The sequence below is a fragment of the Streptomyces sp. NPDC058632 genome, from assembly GCF_042717095.1.
Taxonomy (GTDB): domain Bacteria; phylum Actinomycetota; class Actinomycetes; order Streptomycetales; family Streptomycetaceae; genus Streptomyces.
The window spans coordinates 92784-111535 of sequence record NZ_JBHXQZ010000008.1; the positions used below are offsets into that span (position 1 = coordinate 92784).

Genomic DNA, 18752 nt, shown 5'->3' on the forward strand with positions numbered 1-18752 from the left:
ATGCGTACCTCTTCCTGTCTTTCAGCCGGAGAAGCCGACCCGCGCGAGCCGCAGCGCGCCGCGCAGCCTCAGGCGGACCTCGTGCACGCCGGCGGTGGCCACGGGGACCTCGGCGGAAGCGAGGGGGGCCTCGAGCGTGACATAGGCGTACGGGCCCGAGGTGGGTTCCCGCGGGGACAGCACGGCGAGCACCGGGCCGTTGTCGAGGGAGAGTTCGACACTGCCCTCGCCGGACACCTCGACACTCACCCCCGTCGTCCCGTTTCCGAGGTCGCAGCGGCGGAAGACCAGTTCGCCCTCCTGCCCGGCAACCGGCGTCACCGCGTCGCCCGACTCCCTGGTCCGGTCGACGATCTCGGTGCCGCTCTGCTCGTCGAAGCCGGCCGCGTCCAGACCGTGCTCGAGGACCGCACGGGGGACGGCGGGTTCGCCGTCGAGCGTGACGGTGGTCCACTGCCGGACGTCCGTGCTGGACGCGCCTGCCAGCAGCTCGTACCGGCCCGGTTCCACCCGCCACCGGCCCACCGCCACGTCCCAGAACGCGAAGGCGGACAGGGGGAGCTCGAAGACGACCTCGGCCGTCTCGCCGGGCGTGAGGGTCAGCCGCCGGTGGGCCACCAGCTCGCGCAGCGGACGCGGCACCGACGGGTCCACGGCCCGCGTGTAGAGCTGGGCGACCTCGTCGGCCGGGACGGCACCGGTGTTGGTGACCGTGAACGACACCCGTACCGCCTGCCCCTCGGCGCGTGCCGTCAACCCGCCGTAGGCGAAGGCCGCGTACGACAGACCGTGCCCGAAGGGGAACAGCGGAGTGCCCCCGAAGTACAGGTAGGTCTGGCGGGAGCCGATCACGTCGTAGTCCAGCAGGCCGGGGAGATCGGCGTCGTCGGCGTACCAGGTCTGCGGAAGCCGGCCGGCGGGGGAGACGTCACCGGCGAGCACCCGGGCCAGCGCGGTGCCCGCGGCCTGCCCGCCGTGCGCGGTCCAGAGCACCGCCGGCAGGTCCGTCGGATCGACCGCGTACGGGTAGGCCGAGACCAGCACCAGCACGGTGTTCGGGTTGGCGGCGCGGGCCGCGCGCAGCAGCAGCTCCTGCTGGGCGGGCAGCCGGAGCGTCGTCCGGTCCTCGGTCTCCCGGCCGTTGATGTGCGGGTCGTTGCCGGCGACCACCACGACCACGTCGGCCTGTGCCGCGGCCCGCGCCACCGCCTCCTCGCCGTTCTCGGTGACGATCAGCTCGAAGACCTCGGCACCCGGTTCGTCCACCGCGTTCTCGGCGGCAACCTTCACACCGTCGGCGGCGACCTGCACAGGGCGTCCCGTTCCCACGTGCCTGAGGAGGTGACCGCCGCCGTGCGGTTCCAGCCGGAACGTCTCCTGCACCACCCAGCCGCCCGGCTGGTCGGCGGAGGCGCGGAGGTAGCCGTCCTCGGCGACCGACAGGTACCGGCCGTCCGGGGCACGCAGGGTCAGCACGCCCTCGCCCCAGTCGACCAGGGCGAGCTCGGTACCCTCCGGCCCGGCGGTGAGCGGGGCCAGGTCGGTCCGGCCCGCGAGCAGCGCCGGGTCCAGCGCGCCCGCGGCGCCACGCACCTCGTCGGGGCTGTCGGGCGCGGGCGGGACGTGCAGGAAGGCGCCGGCGGAGGTCTTCAGCAGGACGCGGTCCACGCCCTCCGTGAACTCCACCCGCTCGGCGCCGAACCGCGCGTAGAGCCCCTCCAGGGGAGTGGAGCGGTGGATGAGGGTGCCGCTGTACCAGTCGAGCTTGCACTCGTCGGCGAGCAGGCCGACCACGGCGACACGGGTGGGTGCCGGGGCCAGGGGCAACAGGCCGTCGTTCTTCAGCAGGACGACCGCCTGCTCGGCGGCCTCCTGCGCCAGCGCCCGGTGCTCCGGGGTGTCGAAGGCGTGCTCGTCGGCGCGCCCCTTCGCCTGCGGGACACCGGCGTCCCCGCCGTCACCGCCGTCACCGCCGTCACCGCCGTCCTCGTACGGGTCCTCACCCGGGTCGAACTCGCCGAGCCGGAAGCGCACCGAGAGCTGCCGGCGGACGGCGCCGTCGATCTCGGCCTCCGTCAGCAGCCCTTGCCGCAACGCCGCCTCGAGGCGCCCCACGATGACCGAGCTGTCCGTGCCATGGTCCGTGAAACTGTCCACCCCGGCCCGCAGCGAGGCCGCGACGGCCTCCTCGTGGGTGTCGAAGTAGTGCTCGGAATCGACCAGGTTGGACGGTGCGCCGGCGTCCGAGCAGACCAGCAGCTCCTCCTCCGTCCAGGTGCGCAGCTGCTCGCGCAGATACGGCGAGACATGGTTCGGGCGGCCGTTGACCAGGTTGTACGCGGGCATCACCCCGGCCACCGCGCCCGCCTCGACGGCGTCGCGGAAGGCGCGCAGGTCGTACTCGTGCAGCACGCGCGGGCGGACCGAGCTGGAGGCGGTGTCCCGGGCCGTCTCGTTGTTGTGCGCGAGCCAGTGCTTGAGCACCGGGGCCGTCCGCCAGTACACCGGATGATCGCCGCGCAGGCCGCGGGTGTAGGCGGTGGCGATCGCCGAGGTGAGCCGGGGATCCTCCGAGTAACCCTCCTCGTTGCGGCCCCACAGGGGGTGGCGCAGCAGATTGACGGTCGGCGCCCACACGTTGAGGCCGACCCGCTCGTCCCGGGCGCGCATCGCGCGGGTCTCCCGGGACACCGCTTCGCCGACCCGGCGCACCAGCTCGGGGTTCCAGGTCGCCCCCAGCCCGACGGCCTGAGGGAACACCGTCGCCGGACCCATCCAGGCCACGCCGTGCAGCGCCTCCTGGCCGGTGCGGAAGGCGGCGATGCCGAGCCGCTCGACAGCGGGCGTGAACTGGTGCAGAGCTCCGATCTTCTCCTCGAGGGTGAGCCGTGACAGAAGGTCGTCGATGCGCTTCGCGAACGGCAGGTGCGGATCGCGGAAAGGCGGCGTGGGCGGCGTTGGTGCGGTCACGTGGACATCCCTTTGCGGTGGAGCGGCGAGGCGCTTTCGAAGCGCTTCGATGCTCATTCCGAGCAGGGGTGGGTGTCAAGGACATGGGTGCGACGGATCGGACACCCCGGGGGATCTCACGGACATTCCGTGAGGAGTGCGCGCGCACGGTGATCGCGCAGTTCCTCGGCACACCTCGGAGGAATCTTGTAAGCAGCTCTTGTGCGCCTCTGGGTGTTCACTTAACCTCGCAGCAACATCGAAGCGCTTCGACTGCGGGGCCGCCTCCCCGGCACGTTCCCTCCGAACGACCGCTTCGGCTCAGCCAGTTCCAGTGAAGACACCGCAGCCGACGGCCACCGCCGGGTGTCCTGGTGTGCCATGAAGGGTTGACGCAATGACGCCGAACGCCTCCACCTCCTCCGGACGCAGCCGGAGAAGCTTCCTCGCCTCCACGGCGGTCGCCACCGCAGCGGTGGCGGGGGGAATGCCGTTGCTCGCCGCGTGCGGTGGGTCCGACGGAGGTTCGCGGGAGGGCACCACGTCGGGCAAGGACGCCAAGAAGCTGCTGCCGACGTACGTGGCCAGCAACGTGGTCGCCCCCGACATCCCCAGCAAGAACGGTTCGGCGGTCGGCTTCACCAGCAAGCTCGACCTCGCGGGTCTGAAGACGTCGGTGCCCAAGAAGCTCGGCAAGGGCAACGAGGTCACCGTCATGTCGCCGTTCTGGGGCTCCCCGCCCAAGGGCGGCAACGCCTACTACACGGCGATGAACGACCTCATCGGCGTCGACGTGGTCTGGCAGAACCAGGACGGCAACACCTACGACCAGAAGCTCGGCGCGGTCCTCGCCTCCAGTGACGTGCCCGACGTGGTCGTCGTGCCCGGCTGGAACATGACGGGCAAGATCCCCAGCGCCATCATCGGCAAGTTCGCCGACCTCGGCCCGTACCTCTCCGGTGACGCGGTGAAGGACTACCCGAACCTCGCGGCGATCCCCACCGACGCCTGGCAGCGGTCCATCTTCGGCGGCAAGCTGCGCGGCCTGCCCATGCCCTCCTCGTACGTCACGGGCATCGTGCCGCTCTACCGCCAGGACATCTTCGAGAAGGAGGGGTACGAGGTCCCCCGCTCCTGCGACGAGTTCATGGCGCTGGCCAAGGACGCCACCAATGCCAGGGCCAAGCGCTGGGCCTGCCTGGACATGAAGTGGACCGCCTTCAACGCCTTCGGCGTGCTCTCCGGCGAGGAGAAGTCGCTCGGCTGGAACCAGGTCGACGGCAAGCTGCTCTACCGCATCGAGACCGACGAGTACCTCGAGGCCCTGGAGTGGACGCGCAAGCTGTTCGCCGCCGGTGTCGTGCACCCCGACGCCGAACTGGGCAAGAGCAACGCCACCGACCCCGGGCCCAAGTTCGCCGCCGGCGAGTTCCTGATCTACAACCAGGACTCCTCGCAGTGGTGGAGCCGTACCGCGGAGCAGGCCACTCAGAACCCGGATTTCAAGATCTGGGGCATGGACATCTTCGGCCACGACGGCGGCGATCCCACCCTGTGGGCCAAGAACCCGGCCGGCATCTTCGCCTTCGTCAACAAGAAGGCGTCGGAGGCCGTGATCCGTGACGTGCTGGCCGTCGCCAACGTCACCGCCGCGCCGTACGGCACCAAGGAGTACATGCTCACCAACTACGGCGTGGAGGGCACCCACTACGCCGTCAAGGACGGTGTACCCACCAAGAACGACCAGGGCAACATCGATGTGATGAACGCCTACGTGATGGTCGCCAGCCCCGCCGCGACCATCGCCCACCCCGACTTCCCCGACGTCGCCAAGGGCCAGGTCGAGTGGCAGCAGCGGATGGGCGCGTTCACCAGGAAGTCGCCCTTCTACGGCATGCAGATCACCGAGCCCACCCGCTACACCAACCTCTCCAACAACTTCGAGCAGCTGGAGGACGACGTCATCCGGGGCCGCAAGAAGATCGGTGACGTACAGCAGGCCGTCTCCGACTGGAAGAGCAAGGGCGGGGACAAACTGCGCGACTGGTACCAGAAGGTCCTCGACGAGAACGGTTCGGCGGCCGGCTGATCCGGGGCCGAGGCAAGGAGAACCGCCGTGTCGCACAGCACGGTGCCTCGGAGCAAGGCCGAGGCCACGAAGCCGGTCGAGGAGCCGGCGGCGTCCGGTGACGCCGCCGGCCCCCCGGACACACCACCCCGGGAAAAGCGCGGCAAGCTGAGCCTGCGGCTCAGATACCGGCGCGACCGCGTCCTGCTGCTGATGACCCTGCCCGCCGTGGCGCTGGTCCTGGTCTTCAACTACCTGCCGATCCTCGGCAACGTCGTCGCCTTCCAGGACTACGACCCCTACATCAGCGACAACGGCGTCGTCTCGATGCTGAACAGTCCCATGGTGGGACTGGAGAACTTCCAGCGGATCATGGAGGACTCGGCGTTCTGGAGCGCCCTGGAGAACACCCTGGTGCTCTTCTTCCTCCAGCTCGTGCTGTTCTTCCCGATCCCGATCCTGCTCGCGCTGCTCATCAACAGCGTGATCAGGCCCCGGGTGCGGGCGGTCGCGCAGGCCATCCTGTACCTGCCGCACTTCTTCTCCTGGGTCCTGGTCATCGCCGTCTTCCAGCAGCTGTTCGGCGGCGCGGGCATCTTCTCGCAGCTCCTGCGCCAGAACGGCCACGACGGCCTGGAGGTCATGACCAACCCCGACACCTTCATGTTCCTGCTCACCGCGCAGAGCGTGTGGAAGGACGCCGGGTGGGGAATCATCGTCTTCCTCGCCGCGCTGGCCTCCGTCAGCCCCGACCTGTACGAGGCCGCCGCCATGGACGGCGCCGGACGCTGGCGCCGGATGTGGCACGTCACCCTGCCCGCGCTGCGGCCCGTGATCGCGCTGCTGCTCGTCCTGCGGGTGGGCGACGCGCTCACCGTCGGCTTCGAACAGATCCTGCTGCAACGCGACGCCGTCGGGCCGGGGGCGTCGGAGGTCCTCGACACCTTCGTCTGGTGGAACGGCGTGCGCAACCAGGACTTCGGCTACGCGGCCGCCGCCGGCCTCATCAAGGGCGTGGTCAGCCTCGGTCTGGTCCTCGCCGCGAACAAGGTGGCCCATCTCATGGGCGAGCAGGGGGTGTACAAGAAATGACCGCCGTGATCGACGAACCCACGACGCACAAGGTCCGGGGCTGGGCCGCCCCGCCCCGCCCGGTGTGGGAGGAAGCGCCCACCAGGGCCGGACTCGCGGGCAAGGGAATCGTCCTGGCCCTCGCCTGTCTGGCGGTCGTCTTCCCGCTGTGGATCGTGATCGTCACCAGCCTGTCCACCCGCAAAACCATCGACGAGGCCGGCGGCCTGGTGATGGTGCCCAAGGACATCACCTTCATCGCCTACCAGGAACTGCTCAGCGGCGGCCAGGTCACCAGGGCCACCCTGGTCAGCATCGGAGTCACGCTGGTCGGCACCGTGTTCTCGATGACCGTGTCCGTGCTCTGCGCCTACGGTCTGTCGCGTACCGACTCGCTGGGGCACCGCGGGATCCTGATGACGCTGCTGGCGACCATGTTCTTCAGCGCCGGTCTCATCCCGACGTACCTGCTGGTGCAGACCCTCGGCCTGACCGACAGCTACCTCGCGCTGATCCTCCCCAGTGCCATCAGCGTCTTCAACATCCTGGTCCTGCGCGGCTTCTTCATGAACATCTCGCAGGAACTCATCGACAGCGCCCGCATCGACGGGGCGGGCGACTTCCGCGTCCTGTGGCAGATCGTCATGCCGCTGTCCCGCGCGGTGATCGCGGTCATCACGCTCTTCTACGCCGTCGGCTACTGGAGCGCCTGGTTCAACGCCTCGCTGTACCTCAACGACCAGAACATGCTGCCCCTGCAGAACGTCATGATCCAGCTCGTCCAGAAGCAGGAGGCCCCCGTCGGCCTCGGCCAGGCCATCAAGACCGGTGAACTGTCGGGACTGGCCGTCCAGATGGCCGTCATGGTCATGGCCCTGCTCCCCGTCGCCGTGCTGTCCCCCTTCGTCCAGAAGCACTTCAAGAAGGGCATGCTCACGGGCGCCGTGAAGGGCTGACGGGTGGGGGCGCCCCGGCGGTCCGCCGCGGCTCCCCACCGGTCGTCCCACCCCACTTCCCACCATCCGCCGAACGAGACAGGCCAGGTCATGCACGCGTCCCGCACATCCCGTACGTTCCTCACCCGCCAGGAGCGTGTCTGATGCCCGGACTGAGCGACGCCACCCGCGGGCGCATCCTCTACGGCGGTGACTACAACCCCGAGCAGTGGCCCGAGGAGACCTGGCACGAGGACGTCCGTCTGATGCGGCAGGCCGGCGTCAACTCCGTGACGCTGGGCGTCTTCTCGTGGGCGAAGCTCGAACCCCGTCCGGGGGCACGGGACTTCGGTTGGCTGGACCGGATCATGGACCTGATGCACGAGGCCGGCATCGGCGTCGTCCTCGCCACCCCGACCGCCTCGCCGCCGCCCTGGATGGGGCACCTCCACCCGGACACCCTGCCCCGCGACGAGGAAGGCCGCACCGAGTGGTGGGGTGGCAGGCAGCACTTCTCCCACTCCAGCGCCACCTACCGGCGTTACGCCGCCGCCATCACCGAGGACCTGGCCGCCCGCTACGCCGGCCACCCGGCCCTCACCATGTGGCACATCAACAACGAGTACTGCACGTACGACTGGGGCGACGAGGCCGCCGCCCGCTTCCGCGACTGGCTGCGAGGGCGCCACGGCACCCTCGACGCCCTCAACACCGCATGGGGCACCGCCTTCTGGAGCCAGGGCTACGGCGACTGGGCCGAGGTCATGCCGCCCCGCCACCCGCACTACCTGAAGAACCCCACCCAGGTGCTGGACTTCAAACGGTTCACCTCCGACATGCTCCTGGAGTGCTGCACCGCCGAACGCGACATCGTCCGCCGGCACACCCCGCACCTCCCGGTCACCACCAACTTCATGCCGTTGTGGGAGGGGCAGGACGCCTGGCGCTGGGCCGAGGAGGAGGACGTCGTCTCCGTCGACCTCTACCCCGACCCGCGCGATCCCTTCGGCGCCCAGGAGGGCGCCCTGATCCAGGACATGACACGCTCCCAGGCGCGCGGCCCCTGGATGCTCATGGAGCAGGCGGCCGGGCCGGTCAACTGGCGCGGCGTGAACCACCCCAAGCCCCGCGGCCTCAACCGCCTGTGGTCCCTGCAGGCGGTGGCACGCGGCGCGGACGCCGTCTGCTACTTCCAGTGGCGCCAGTCCCGGCAGGGCGCGGAGAAGTTCCACTCCGGGATGGTGAGCCACGCCGGCGAGCAGGGCCGTACGTACCAGGAGGTCAGGCAGCTCGGCGCCGACCTGGCGCGGATCGCCCCGCACGTCACCGGCGCGCACAGCACCGCCCGCGTCGCCGTACTGCACGACTGGAACTCCTGGTGGGCCGGCGACCAGGACGCCCGGCCGTCCCACGAGGTCGACCACCCCGGCATGCTGCGCGCCTGGCACCGCGCCCTGTGGCAGGCCCATCTCACCGCAGACTTCGCCCACCCCGAACACGACCTGTCCGCCTACCCGTTGGTCGTCGTCCCGCAGCTCTACCTGCTCACGGACGCGGCCGTCGACAACCTTCTCGCCTACGTACACGGTGGCGGCACCCTCGTCTGCGGCTTTCTGACCGGCGTCGCCGACGAGGACGACCGGGTGCGGCCCGGCGGCATGGACGCCCGGCTGCGGGACCTCTTCGGCATCCGCACCCTGCACGAGTGGTGGCCGCTGGACGCGGGGGAGACCGTCGCCTGCGAGGGCTTCCACGGCACCCTGTGGTCCGAGGAACTGGAGGCCGACGGCACCGCCGACGCGACGACCCCCTACAAGGGCGGCGAACTCGACGGCCTGCCCGCCGTCCTGCGCAAGGGCCGCGCCTGGTACGTCTCGACACTCCCGGAACCCGGGGCGCTGCGCGACCTGCTCACCCGGATCGCCGCCGGCGCGGGCGTACGGCCGGTGCTCGACGGGCTTCCCGACCAGGTCGAGGCGGTACGCCGGGGCGACCTGCTGTTCCTGCTCAACCACGGCCGCGAACCGGTCGCCGTCGACCTGCCGGGCACCCACCACGACCTGCTCACCGGCACCGACGTCACCGACCGGGTCACCCTCGGCCGCCACGGCGCGGCGGTGCTCCGCCCATGAACGCACTTGTGAACGCGTCGGTGAACGAGCCTGTGAACCACACCGCACCCGTCCACGGGACCTGGGAACCGAAGCCCGCCGCCCGCTGGGAGGACGCCTTCCTGAGTGGCAACGGCCACCACGGCGCCCTTGTGTTCGGTGACCCGGACGACGAACGGGTCGTCGTCACCCACCACACCCTGGTCCGTCCGGTCGGCGCCGACGAGGACCGGCTGCCGCCCCGGCTGGCCGGGGAACTCCCGGCCCTCCAGGACCGCTTGCTCGCCGGGGACACGAACGCCGCCGAGACCTTCACCGACGGCCGCCCGCTCCAGTGGGTCCGGCCCTTCCACCCGGCCTTCCAGGTACGCCTGCGCCGGCCCGACGGCGCCCGGGGCGACACCGGGGCCCCGCCGTTCCACCGCCGCGCCGTCGACTTCCGTACCGGGGTGGCGGAGGCCACCCGCGCCGACCGGACCGGCCGCGTCCTCGTCTCCCGTGCCGACGACGTGATCGTCCAGTACGTCACCGGGCCGGACCTCACCCTCGACATCAGCCTGGACCACCGCCTCCCCGGTGCCCCGGCCACGCTCGGTGTCGGGCACGGCGCCGTCCTCACCGCCGAGGGCGCCCTGCTCAGTCTGCGCGCCCGCTACCCGGACAGCGACCTCGCGTACACCGGCGTCACCCTGGTCGCCGTCACCGGCGGCACGACGGCACTCGCCCCGCAGGGCGTGCGGGTCGCGGGCGCGCGGTCCGTACTCCTGCTCACCCGGGTACGCCGGCACACCGGGGAGGCGGACGTGGCCGCCGAGGGCCGCGCACTCCGTGACCTGCTCGCGGACGGCTGCGGCGACGGCGGGAGCGAAGGCGTGCCGGCAGGGCCCGGTTCCCCCGCCGAGGCGTACGACGCCCTCCTCGCCCGCCACCTGTCCCTCCACCGCACCGCCTACGACCGCGTCACCCTCGACCTGGCCGCCGACCCGGCCGAACGCGCCCTGCCGGGATCGGAGGTGCTGGTCCGGCCGCGCAGCGCGGCCCTGCTCGAGCGTCTCTTCGCGGCCGGCCGCTATCACCTGCTGTCCTCCGGCGGCCTGTTCCCGCCCCGCCTCACCGGCCTGTGGACCGGCGACTGGGACACCGCCTGGTCCGGCGCCTTCACCAACGACGCCAACCTCAACCTCCAGACCGCCTCCGCCGCCGCGGCGGCCCTCCCCGAGGTCACCGAGGCGCTGGCGTCCCTCGTCCGGCGTCAGCTTCCCGACTGGCGGGACAACGCCCGCGAGGTCTTCGGCGCCCGGGGCGTGGTCGCGCCCGCCCACTCCGACGGCGAGTCCGGGCACAGCTACCACTTCAACCGCGAGTACCCGCTGCACCTGTGGACAGCGGGCGCCGACTGGCTCCTCAAGCCGCTCGTCGACCACGACGACACCCGCGGCGAGCACGATTCCCGCACCACCGCCGCCCTCGCCGAAGTCGCCCTCTTCTACGAGGACTTCCTCACCCGCACCGACGACGGGGGCCACCTGGTCGTCGTCCCCTCCTACTCGCCCGAGAACCGGCCCGCGAACGCCGGTTGGGGCACCGTGAACGCGGCCATGGACCTCTCCGCCGCCCGGCACGCGCTGCGCACCGCCGCCGACCGTCACCCCGAGCACGCCGACCGCTGGCGGGCCCTCGCCGACCGGCTCCCGCCGCACCGGATCAACGCCGACGGCGCCCTCGCCGAATGGGCCCGGCCGGGCCTCGCGGACTCCTACGACCACCGCCACCTCAGCCACCTCTACGCCGTCTGGCCGCTGCACGAGATCACCCCGTACGACACCCCGGACCTGGCGGCCGCGGCCCACCGCGCCCTCGAACTGCGCGGCTTCGAGAACGACTCCGCGCACGGCCATCTGCACCACGCCCTGATCGCCGCCCGTCTGCGCGACGCGGAACGGGTCGCGGGCGCCCTCGGCCGGGTGCTCGACGGCGACTTCTTCCACGCCTCCCTGATGAGCGCGCACTACCCCCACCGGGACGTCTACAACGCCGACGCCGCCCACACCCTCCCCGCCGTGCTGATCGAGGCGCTCGTGCAGTCCACCCCCGGTCGGCTGGTCCTGTTGCCCGCCCCGCCCGCCGAGTACCCGCGCGGGGCGCTGCGCGGCGTACGGACCCGCTTCGGCGCCGCCCTCGACCTCACCTGGACCCCGGACGGCGTCACCGCCGTCCTGCGCCCCACCCGCACCGTCCGCATCGAACTGAGGACTTCCGAAGGCGCCGAGCCGCTCGACCTCGTCGCCCACGAAGACCGCGTCCTCACCCTGAAGACGCGGTGACACCGGCGTCATCCCCCCACCCATGGAAGGACATTTCATGGCACCAAGCATCACGAGCAGGGTCGGCACGGTCCTGGCGGCGCCCGCCCTCGCCCTCGGCATCACCGTGGGCGTGGCCTCCGCCCCCGCCCACGCCGCGGTCTGGAGCTCCTGCGACCAGTGGGGCAACACCACGCTGAACGGCTACATCCTCTACAACAACATCTGGGGCTCCGGCGCAGGCAGCCAGTGCGTCTGGGCCAACTCCGGCACCAACTGGGGCGCGTGGGCCGACCACCCGAACACCGGCGGCATCAAGTCGTACCCGAACGCGAAGAAGGTGGTCAACAAGCCCATCGACTCGCTCGGTTCGCTCACCAGCAGCTACAACGTCACTGTCCCGTCCGCGGGCGCGTACAACACGTCGTACGACATCTGGGACACGGACTACGACTACGAGATCATGCTCTGGGTCAACCACCACGGTGCCGTCGGCCCGCTCGGCAGCCCGCAGGGCACGGTGAGCCTCGGCGGCCACACCTGGAACGTCTACAAGGGCGACAACGGCGCCAACCAGGTCTTCTCGTTCCTGCGTACGTCCGACTCGAACTCCGGGACCGTCAACATCCTGCCGATCCTCGACTGGATCAAGGACACCAAGGGCTGGATGGGCAACGAGACCATCGGTGACGTGCAGTTCGGCTACGAGATCACCTCGTCGTCCGGCGGGCTGGACTTCCGCACCGACAACCTGACGGTCAGCAGCAGCTGACCCCTGTCTCCGCCCGGCGGGCGGCCGGGCCGTCCACCGGGCGGAGGAGCGGGAACGAGGTGGTGGGGGGCCAGGCCATCGTGAACGGCGGGTGTCCGGCGGATGCGTGCCGGACGGGCCCTACGAGATCCGTATCGGGTTCACCACGTCCGCGACGAGGACGAGGAGGGTGAAGCAGACGAAGATCCCGGCCACCACGTAGGCCACCGGCATCAGTTTCGCCACGTCGAACGGGCCCGGGTCGGGGCGGCGCAGCACCCTGGCGAGGTTGCGGCGCAGCGACTCCCACAGGGCACCCGCGATGTGCCCGCCGTCGAGGGGCAGCAGCGGGAGCATGTTGAACAGGAACAGGGAGAGGTTGAAGCCCGCGAGCAGCATCACGAACATGGCCATCTGCTGCGAGGCGGGGATGTCGAGCGTGGCGATCTCGCCGCCGACCCGGGCCGCTCCGACGACGCCCATCGGGGAGTCCTGCTCGCGCGGGCCGTCGCCGAAGGCGGCGTCCCACAGGGCGGGCACCTTGGACGGCAGGGCGACGAGGGAGTCGATCGCGTCGCCGACCCGGTCGGTCATCCAGACCACGGAGTCGCCGAAGTCCTGCTTGACGACGCCGGTGGCCGCGCTGAAGCCGAGGAAGCCGGCCTTGACGTACTCGCCCTCGACGTAGAGCCCGTTGGAGTCCTTCTTGGCGACCAGGTTGGTGGCGATCTCCGCCTGGAGGGTGACCTCCTGGCCGTCGCGGTCGACGACGATCGGCACGGCCTGGCCGGCGCTGTCGCGGATGAGGTCGGAGAGCGTGCCCCAGTCGTCGGTCCTGACGCCGTTGAACGCGACGATCCTGTCGCCCGCCTCCATGCCGGCCGCGGCGGCCGGGGACCGGGGGTCGGACCGCTCGCACTCGTCGCGGTTCTCGCTCTGCGAGATGACGCAGGGGGAGACCGAGCTGACGGTGGTGGTCTGCTGCTGGATGCCGAAGCCCATCAGCACGGTGAGGAACAGCACGACCGCGAGGATCAGGTTCATGAACGGGCCCGCGAACATCACGATGACCCGTTTCCAGGGTTTCCGTGTGTAGAACAGGCGCTTCTCGTCGCCGGGCTGCAGTTCCTCGAATGCGGCGGAGCGGGCGTCCTCGATCATGCCGCGCCACGGTGAGGTGGAGCGGGCCTCCAGGCGTCCGTCGGCGCCGGGCGGGAACATGCCGATCATGCGGATGTAGCCGCCGAACGGGATCGCCTTGACGCCGTACTCGGTCTCGCCCCTGTGCCGTGACCAGAGGGTCGGGCCGAAGCCGACCATGTACTGGGGCACCCGGATGCCGAACATCTTGGCCGTGGACAGGTGTCCCAGCTCGTGCCAGGCGATCGAGAACAGCAGGCCGACCGCGAAGACGACTATGCCGAGGATGAACATCAGGGTCGTCATGCACGCGCCTCCGCGCTCGCCGTACGGGTTGTCAGTTCCCGGGCCCTCGCTCGCGCCCAGGTCTCCGCTTCGAGGACGTCCGGGACCGTCAAAGAGGTTCCCGGCCGGGGGGTGCCGTGCTCCTCGACCACCCGGGTGACCGTATCGATGATCCCGTTGAACGGCAGCGCGCCGGCGCGGAACGCCTCCACGCACTCCTCGTTCGCCGCATTGAACACCGCCGGGGCGGTTCCCGCGAGCCCGCCGACGTGCCGGGCGAGGTTCACCGAGGGGAAGGCCTCGTTGTCGAGGGGGTGGAACTCCCAGGTGGACGCCTTGCTCCAGTCGAAGACCGGGGCGGCGTCGGGGACCCTTTCGGGCCAGCCGAGGCCGATGGCGATGGGCCCGCGCATGTCGGGGGGCGTCGCCTGGGCCAGTGTCGATCCGTCCGTGAACTCAACCATCGAGTGGACATACGACTGCGGATGGACGACGACCTCAATGCGATCGAAGGGAATGTCGTACAGGAGGTGGGCCTCGATGACTTCGAGGCCCTTGTTGACGAGGGTCGCGGAGTTGATGGTGATCACCGGGCCCATGGCCCAGGTGGGGTGGGCGAGGGCCTCCTCGACGCTGACGTTCGCCAGTTCCTCCCTGGTACGGCCGCGGAAGGGGCCGCCGGAGGCGGTGACGACGAGCTTTTGGACGTCGGCGCGGGTTCCGGCGGCCAGCGCCTGGAACAGCGCGGCGTGCTCGGAGTCGACCGGGATGATCTGGCCCGGCTCGGCCAGTGCCTTGACCAGCGGGCCGCCGACGATCAGCGACTCCTTGTTGGCGAGCGCGAGGGTGCGGCCCGCCTCCAGGGCGGCGAGGGTCGGGGCCAGCCCGATGGAGCCGGTGATGCCGTTGAGGACGGTGTGGCAGTCGGAGGCGGCGAGCCGCGTGGCCGCGTCCGCTCCGGCCAGGATCTCGGGCAGCGGCTCCCCCACGCCGTACCACGCGCCCAGGGCGTCGCGCAGCGCGCCGACGACGTCCTCGCGGGCGACGGCGACCGTGCGCACCCGCAGCCGGTGGGCCTGCTCGGCGAGGAGCGCGACGCGGCCGCCGTTGGCGGACAGGCCGGTGACGCGGAAGCGGTCGGGGTTGCGCAGTACGAGATCGATGGCCTGGGTGCCGATCGACCCGGTGGAGCCGAGGATCACCACGTCCTTGGGGCCGTCCCCCGCCACGGGGTCGTACACCAGGTGCGGGTCGGCGAGCGGAGCTGGAGCGTCGGTCATGGGCACCATTGTGTCCGGTCGCGGGCGCTGCCGGGGCCCCGCCCCGGCAGCTCGCGCGTCAGCGGATCGGCCGGTGCCGGTTCTTGCGGGTGCTCGGGCCGGGCGCGGCGTCCGTGATCCAGGGGCCGTCGCCCGAGGGGTCGACGACGCCCTGCTCCAGCCACGTGTAGGTGCCGGAGAGCACACCCTTGACGACCCTGCGGTCGATGTCGTCGGTGTTGGTCCACAGCCGGCCGAAGAGCTCCTCGACGCGGACGCGGGACTGACGGCAGAAGGCGTCGGCGAGCTGGTAGGCCTCGCGGCCGTTCTCGCCGCGGGTGCGCAGGAGCTCGGCGCGGACGCAGGCGGCGCTCATCGCGAACAGTTCGGCACCGATGTCGACGATCCGGCCCAGGAAGCCCTGCTTGGTCTCCATCCGGCCCTGCCAGCGGGACATGGCGTAGAAGGTGGAGCGGGCGAGCCTGCGGGACGTGCGCTCGACGTACCGCAGGTGCGGGGAGAGGTCGATCCCGTGCTTGAACTCTCCGTAGGCGCCGGGGAGCTGTCCGGGGCCCGCGACGAGCCTGGGCAGCCACTTCGCGTAGAAGACGCCCGCGTTCGCCCCGGCCCTCGCCTTGTCGCCCAGGGTCTTGTCGGGGTCGATGAGGTCGCCGGCGACGGACAGGTGGGCGTCGACGGCCTCCCGCGCGATCAGCAGGTGCATGATCTCGGTGGAACCCTCGAAGATGCGGTTGATGCGCAGGTCGCGCAGGATCTGCTCGGCGGGGACCGCCCGCTCGCCGCGCTCCCGGAGGGAGTCGGCCGTCTCGAAGCCGCGTCCGCCGCGGATCTGGACCAGTTCGTCGGCCATCAGCCAGGCCATCTCCGAGCCGTACAGCTTGGCGAGGGCGGCCTCGATGCGGATGTCGTTGCGGTTCTCGTCGGCCATCTGCGAGGACAGGTCGAGTACGGCCTCCAGGGCGAAGGTGGTCGCCGCGATGAACGCGATCTTCGAGCCGACCGCTTCGTGCAGCGCCACCGGTTTGCCCCACTGTTCGCGGGCCGCGGACCATTCGCGGGCGATCTTCAGGCACCACTTTCCGGCGCCGACGCACATCGCGGGCAGGGACAGCCGTCCGGTGTTCAGCGTGGTGAGCGCGATCTTCAGGCCCTGCCCCTCCTCGCCGATGCGGTGGGCGGCGGGGACCCGGACGCGGTGGAAGCGGGTGACGCCGTTCTCCAGGCCGCGCAGGCCCATGAAGGCGTTGCGGTTCTCGACGGTGATGCCCTCGGAGTCCGCTTCCACGACGAACGCGGTGATGCCGCCCCGGTGGCCCTCGGACTTCGGCACGCGGGCCATGACGACGAGGAGGTCGGCGACCACACCGTTGGTCGTCCACAGTTTCACGCCGTCGAGGACGTAGGATCCCCCACTCTCGGCTCCGTCCGAGCGGGAGGTGTCCCCGTCGTCCGGGACGGCGGTGGTGGCGAGCCGTGCCGGGTCGGAGCCGACGTCGGGCTCGGTGAGCAGGAAGGCCGAGATGTCGGTGCGGGCGCAGCGCGGCAGGAACGTGTCCTTCTGCTCCTGGCTGCCGAACATCTTCAGCGGCTGCGGGACGCCGATCGACTGGTGGGCGGAGAGCAGTGCGCCGATCGCGGGGCTGGCGGAGCCGACCAGGGCGAGGGCCTTGTTGTAGTAGACCTGCGTCAGGCCGAGGCCGCCGTACTTGGTGTCGATCTTCATGCCGAAGGCGCCGAGCTCCTTGAGGCCGGTGACCACCTCGTCGGGGATGCGCGCCTCGCGGTCGATCAGGGCTCCGTCGATCCGCGTCTCGCAGAAGTCGCGGAGCTTGGCGAGGAACTCCTCGCCGTGTTCGGTGTCCTCGTGGGCCGGGAGGGGGTGGGGGTGGACGAGGTCGAGCCGGAAGCGGCCGAGGAACAGTTCCTTGGCGAAGCTGGGCTTGCGCCAGTCCTGTTCCCGGGCGGCCTCGGCCACCTGGCGGGCCTCACGTTCGGTGACGGTGGGTCGAGACGGAGACCGGGGTGTCTCGGGTGTTGCGGACATGAGGCTCACCTCGCCGCGTATCGAAAGGGTCGGGGGGTCGGGGGTATGCGGAATGCGTGAAGGCTGGGCACCGGACCCGGAGATCGTTTCATGCGGTCTCGGGGGGTTACGTTACCGACTGGTGCTACCCGTACGTATGTACCCGATTCGTAGCGACCCCGCCACCCTTCGTGCACCCGTTCGGCCGACCCACCGTGACCTCCGGGCCGCGCCGGGCCCTCTCGGGGCGCGGCGCGTTCGTGGCAACCTGAGTGCACGGGGTCCGGCTCGCATCCCGTCCATGAAGCGTCGGACCCATCGGCGCACTCCAGCTGTCGAAGCGCTTCGACAGCTGTATGGACACGCACCCGCGCTGGTATTAGGGTCGACTCACCGATCGAGCCACCCGCACCCGTCCCATCGTCCTGGCGCACCGTCGAAGCGCTTCACAACAATTGGAGAGCTGGATGGTCACCCTCGCCGAGGTCGCCCAGCACGCCGGAGTCTCGGCGAGCACGGTGAGTTATGTCCTCAGCGGCAAGCGGTCCATCTCCGCGAACACCCGGCAGCGGGTCGAGGAGAGCATCCAAAAGCTCGGGTACCACCCGAACGCGGGGGCCCGCGCCCTGGCGAGCAGCAGGTCCAACATCATCGCGCTGATGGTCCCGCTGCGGACGGACATGTACGTACCCGTGATGATGGAGATCGCCATCGCCGTGGCCACCACGGCCCGCACCCACGGGTACGACGTCCTGCTGCTCACCGGCGAGGAGGGTCCCGACGCGGTGCGCCGCGTCGCGGGCAGCGGACTCGCCGACGGGATGATCCTGATGGACGTCGAACTCGAGGACGAGCGGCTGCCGTTGCTGCGCGGCGGGGATGCCCTGGACGCCCCCGGTGGAGCGCGGCCGGGCGTACGGGCGGACCAGCCGGCGGTGCTGATCGGACTGCCCGCCGACACCTCCGGCCTGACCTGCGTCGATCTCGACTTCCGGGCCACCGGCGCGCTCTGCGTGGAGCATCTGGCGAAGCTGGGGCACCGCGACATCGCCGTCATCGGCGAGGCCCCCGCGGTGTACGAACGGCACACCGGCTTCGCCGAACGCACCCTGGAGGGACTGCGCTCCGAGGCGCGGGAGCTGGGTGTGCGCCTGCTGCACCGGCCGTGCGAGGGCGGGTACGACGCGATGGCCGTGACGCTCGCCCGGATCCTCGACGAGCGTCCGGGCACCACCGGGTTCGTCGTGCAGAACGAGTCGGCGGTGGAACCACTGCTCGCCCTGCTGCGGCAGCAGGGGCGGGCCGTGCCGGAGGACGTCTCGGTGGTCGCGGTCTGCCCCGACCAGGTCGCCGTCCAGGCGTCGGTGCGGCTGACGTCGGTCGCCATCCCCGCGCAGGAGATGGGCCGGCACGCCGTGGAGCACCTGGTCGCCAAGCTCGACGGCCGGGGCGGGGACGAGGTCGTGCTGATCGCGCCCGAGCTGACGGTCCGGGCGAGTTCGGGCCCGGCACCCGCCCGCACGTGACCCGCGCCGCCTCCGCCACCTCGTAGAGGAACCCTTTCGTTCCGGGCCGTCGCCCTTTGGATGGGTTTACGACCGGGATGTGCCGGAGCCGATGGCGGTGCCGTAATCTCGGAGCGCGGAGCCCGCTGCTCACCGGGAGCCGGACCTTGATCCACGACTTGGGGTTGCACAGCAGATGACTGCGATTTCTCTCGGCATGCCGTCCGTTCCGACCACGCTCGCCCCGCGGCGCAGGAGCCGGCGGATCCAGGTCGGGTCGGTGGCGGTGGGTGGGGACGCGCCGGTGTCGGTGCAGTCGATGACGACGACG

At 70.9% G+C, this 18752-nt stretch carries 11 protein-coding genes and 1 pseudogene; 8 read left to right on the plus strand and 4 right to left on the minus strand.

Going from position 1 to position 18752, the window contains the following annotated elements:
• Positions 1-21: 21 nt before the first annotated feature.
• A complete protein-coding gene (locus tag ACFWVE_RS05575; RefSeq protein WP_384008498.1) occupies positions 22-2970 on the minus strand; it encodes a glycoside hydrolase family 3 C-terminal domain-containing protein in 2949 nt (982 codons plus the stop codon).
• Positions 2971-3346: 376 nt separating this feature from the next.
• On the opposite strand from ACFWVE_RS05575, the gene ACFWVE_RS05580 reads away from it, so the two are divergent.
• From ACFWVE_RS05580 to ACFWVE_RS05605, 6 genes are all read left to right on the plus strand, one after another.
• On the plus strand, positions 3347-5038 hold the full coding sequence (locus ACFWVE_RS05580) for an extracellular solute-binding protein (RefSeq protein ID WP_384008500.1): 1692 nt from the start codon (positions 3347-3349) through the stop codon (positions 5036-5038).
• 27 nt (positions 5039-5065) lie between these two features.
• A complete protein-coding gene (locus ACFWVE_RS05585) occupies positions 5066-6109 on the plus strand; it encodes an ABC transporter permease (protein WP_384008502.1) in 1044 nt (347 codons plus the stop codon).
• The gene (locus ACFWVE_RS05590; protein WP_384008504.1) at positions 6106-7044 is read left to right on the plus strand and encodes a carbohydrate ABC transporter permease; all 939 of its coding nucleotides are present in this window, start codon (positions 6106-6108) and stop codon (positions 7042-7044) included. The genes ACFWVE_RS05585 and ACFWVE_RS05590 overlap by 4 nt, the downstream gene beginning before the upstream one ends.
• Positions 7045-7187: 143 nt before the next feature.
• On the plus strand, positions 7188-9155 hold the full coding sequence (locus ACFWVE_RS05595) for a beta-galactosidase (RefSeq protein WP_384008506.1): 1968 nt from the start codon (positions 7188-7190) through the stop codon (positions 9153-9155).
• A complete protein-coding gene (locus ACFWVE_RS05600; RefSeq protein ID WP_384008508.1) occupies positions 9152-11458 on the plus strand; it encodes a glycoside hydrolase N-terminal domain-containing protein in 2307 nt (768 codons plus the stop codon). The genes ACFWVE_RS05595 and ACFWVE_RS05600 overlap by 4 nt, the downstream gene beginning before the upstream one ends.
• 37 nt (positions 11459-11495) lie before the next feature.
• A complete protein-coding gene (locus tag ACFWVE_RS05605; protein WP_384008510.1) occupies positions 11496-12209 on the plus strand; it encodes a hypothetical protein in 714 nt (237 codons plus the stop codon).
• A gap of 120 nt (positions 12210-12329) precedes the next feature.
• Here the strand turns inward: ACFWVE_RS05605 and ACFWVE_RS05610 are convergent, their stop codons facing one another.
• From ACFWVE_RS05610 to ACFWVE_RS05620, 3 genes are read right to left on the minus strand one after another with little or no spacing between them, the layout of a single operon-like run.
• Positions 12330-13622, minus strand: coding sequence for a M50 family metallopeptidase (locus ACFWVE_RS05610; protein WP_384008525.1), 1293 nt, complete (start codon positions 13620-13622; stop codon positions 12330-12332).
• Positions 13623-13630: 8 nt separating this feature from the next.
• Positions 13631-14893, minus strand: coding sequence for a 1-deoxy-D-xylulose-5-phosphate reductoisomerase (dxr, locus tag ACFWVE_RS05615; RefSeq protein ID WP_384008512.1), 1263 nt, complete (start codon positions 14891-14893; stop codon positions 13631-13633).
• Positions 14894-14951: 58 nt separating this feature from the next.
• Positions 14952-16937 (minus strand): acyl-CoA dehydrogenase family protein, encoded by a 1986-nt coding sequence (locus ACFWVE_RS05620; protein ID WP_384008514.1) that lies wholly within the window; start codon positions 16935-16937, stop codon positions 14952-14954.
• Between the two features lie 446 nt (positions 16938-17383).
• Here ACFWVE_RS05620 and ACFWVE_RS05625 point away from each other — a divergent pair, with 446 nt between their 5' ends.
• Together ACFWVE_RS05625 and ACFWVE_RS05630 are read left to right on the plus strand one after the other, a co-directional pair.
• Positions 17384-18442 (plus strand): LacI family DNA-binding transcriptional regulator, encoded by a 1059-nt coding sequence (locus ACFWVE_RS05625; RefSeq protein WP_384008516.1) that lies wholly within the window; start codon positions 17384-17386, stop codon positions 18440-18442.
• Between the two features lie 175 nt (positions 18443-18617).
• A pseudogene (locus ACFWVE_RS05630) lies at positions 18618-18752 on the plus strand (4-hydroxy-3-methylbut-2-en-1-yl diphosphate synthase); the annotation flags it as partial.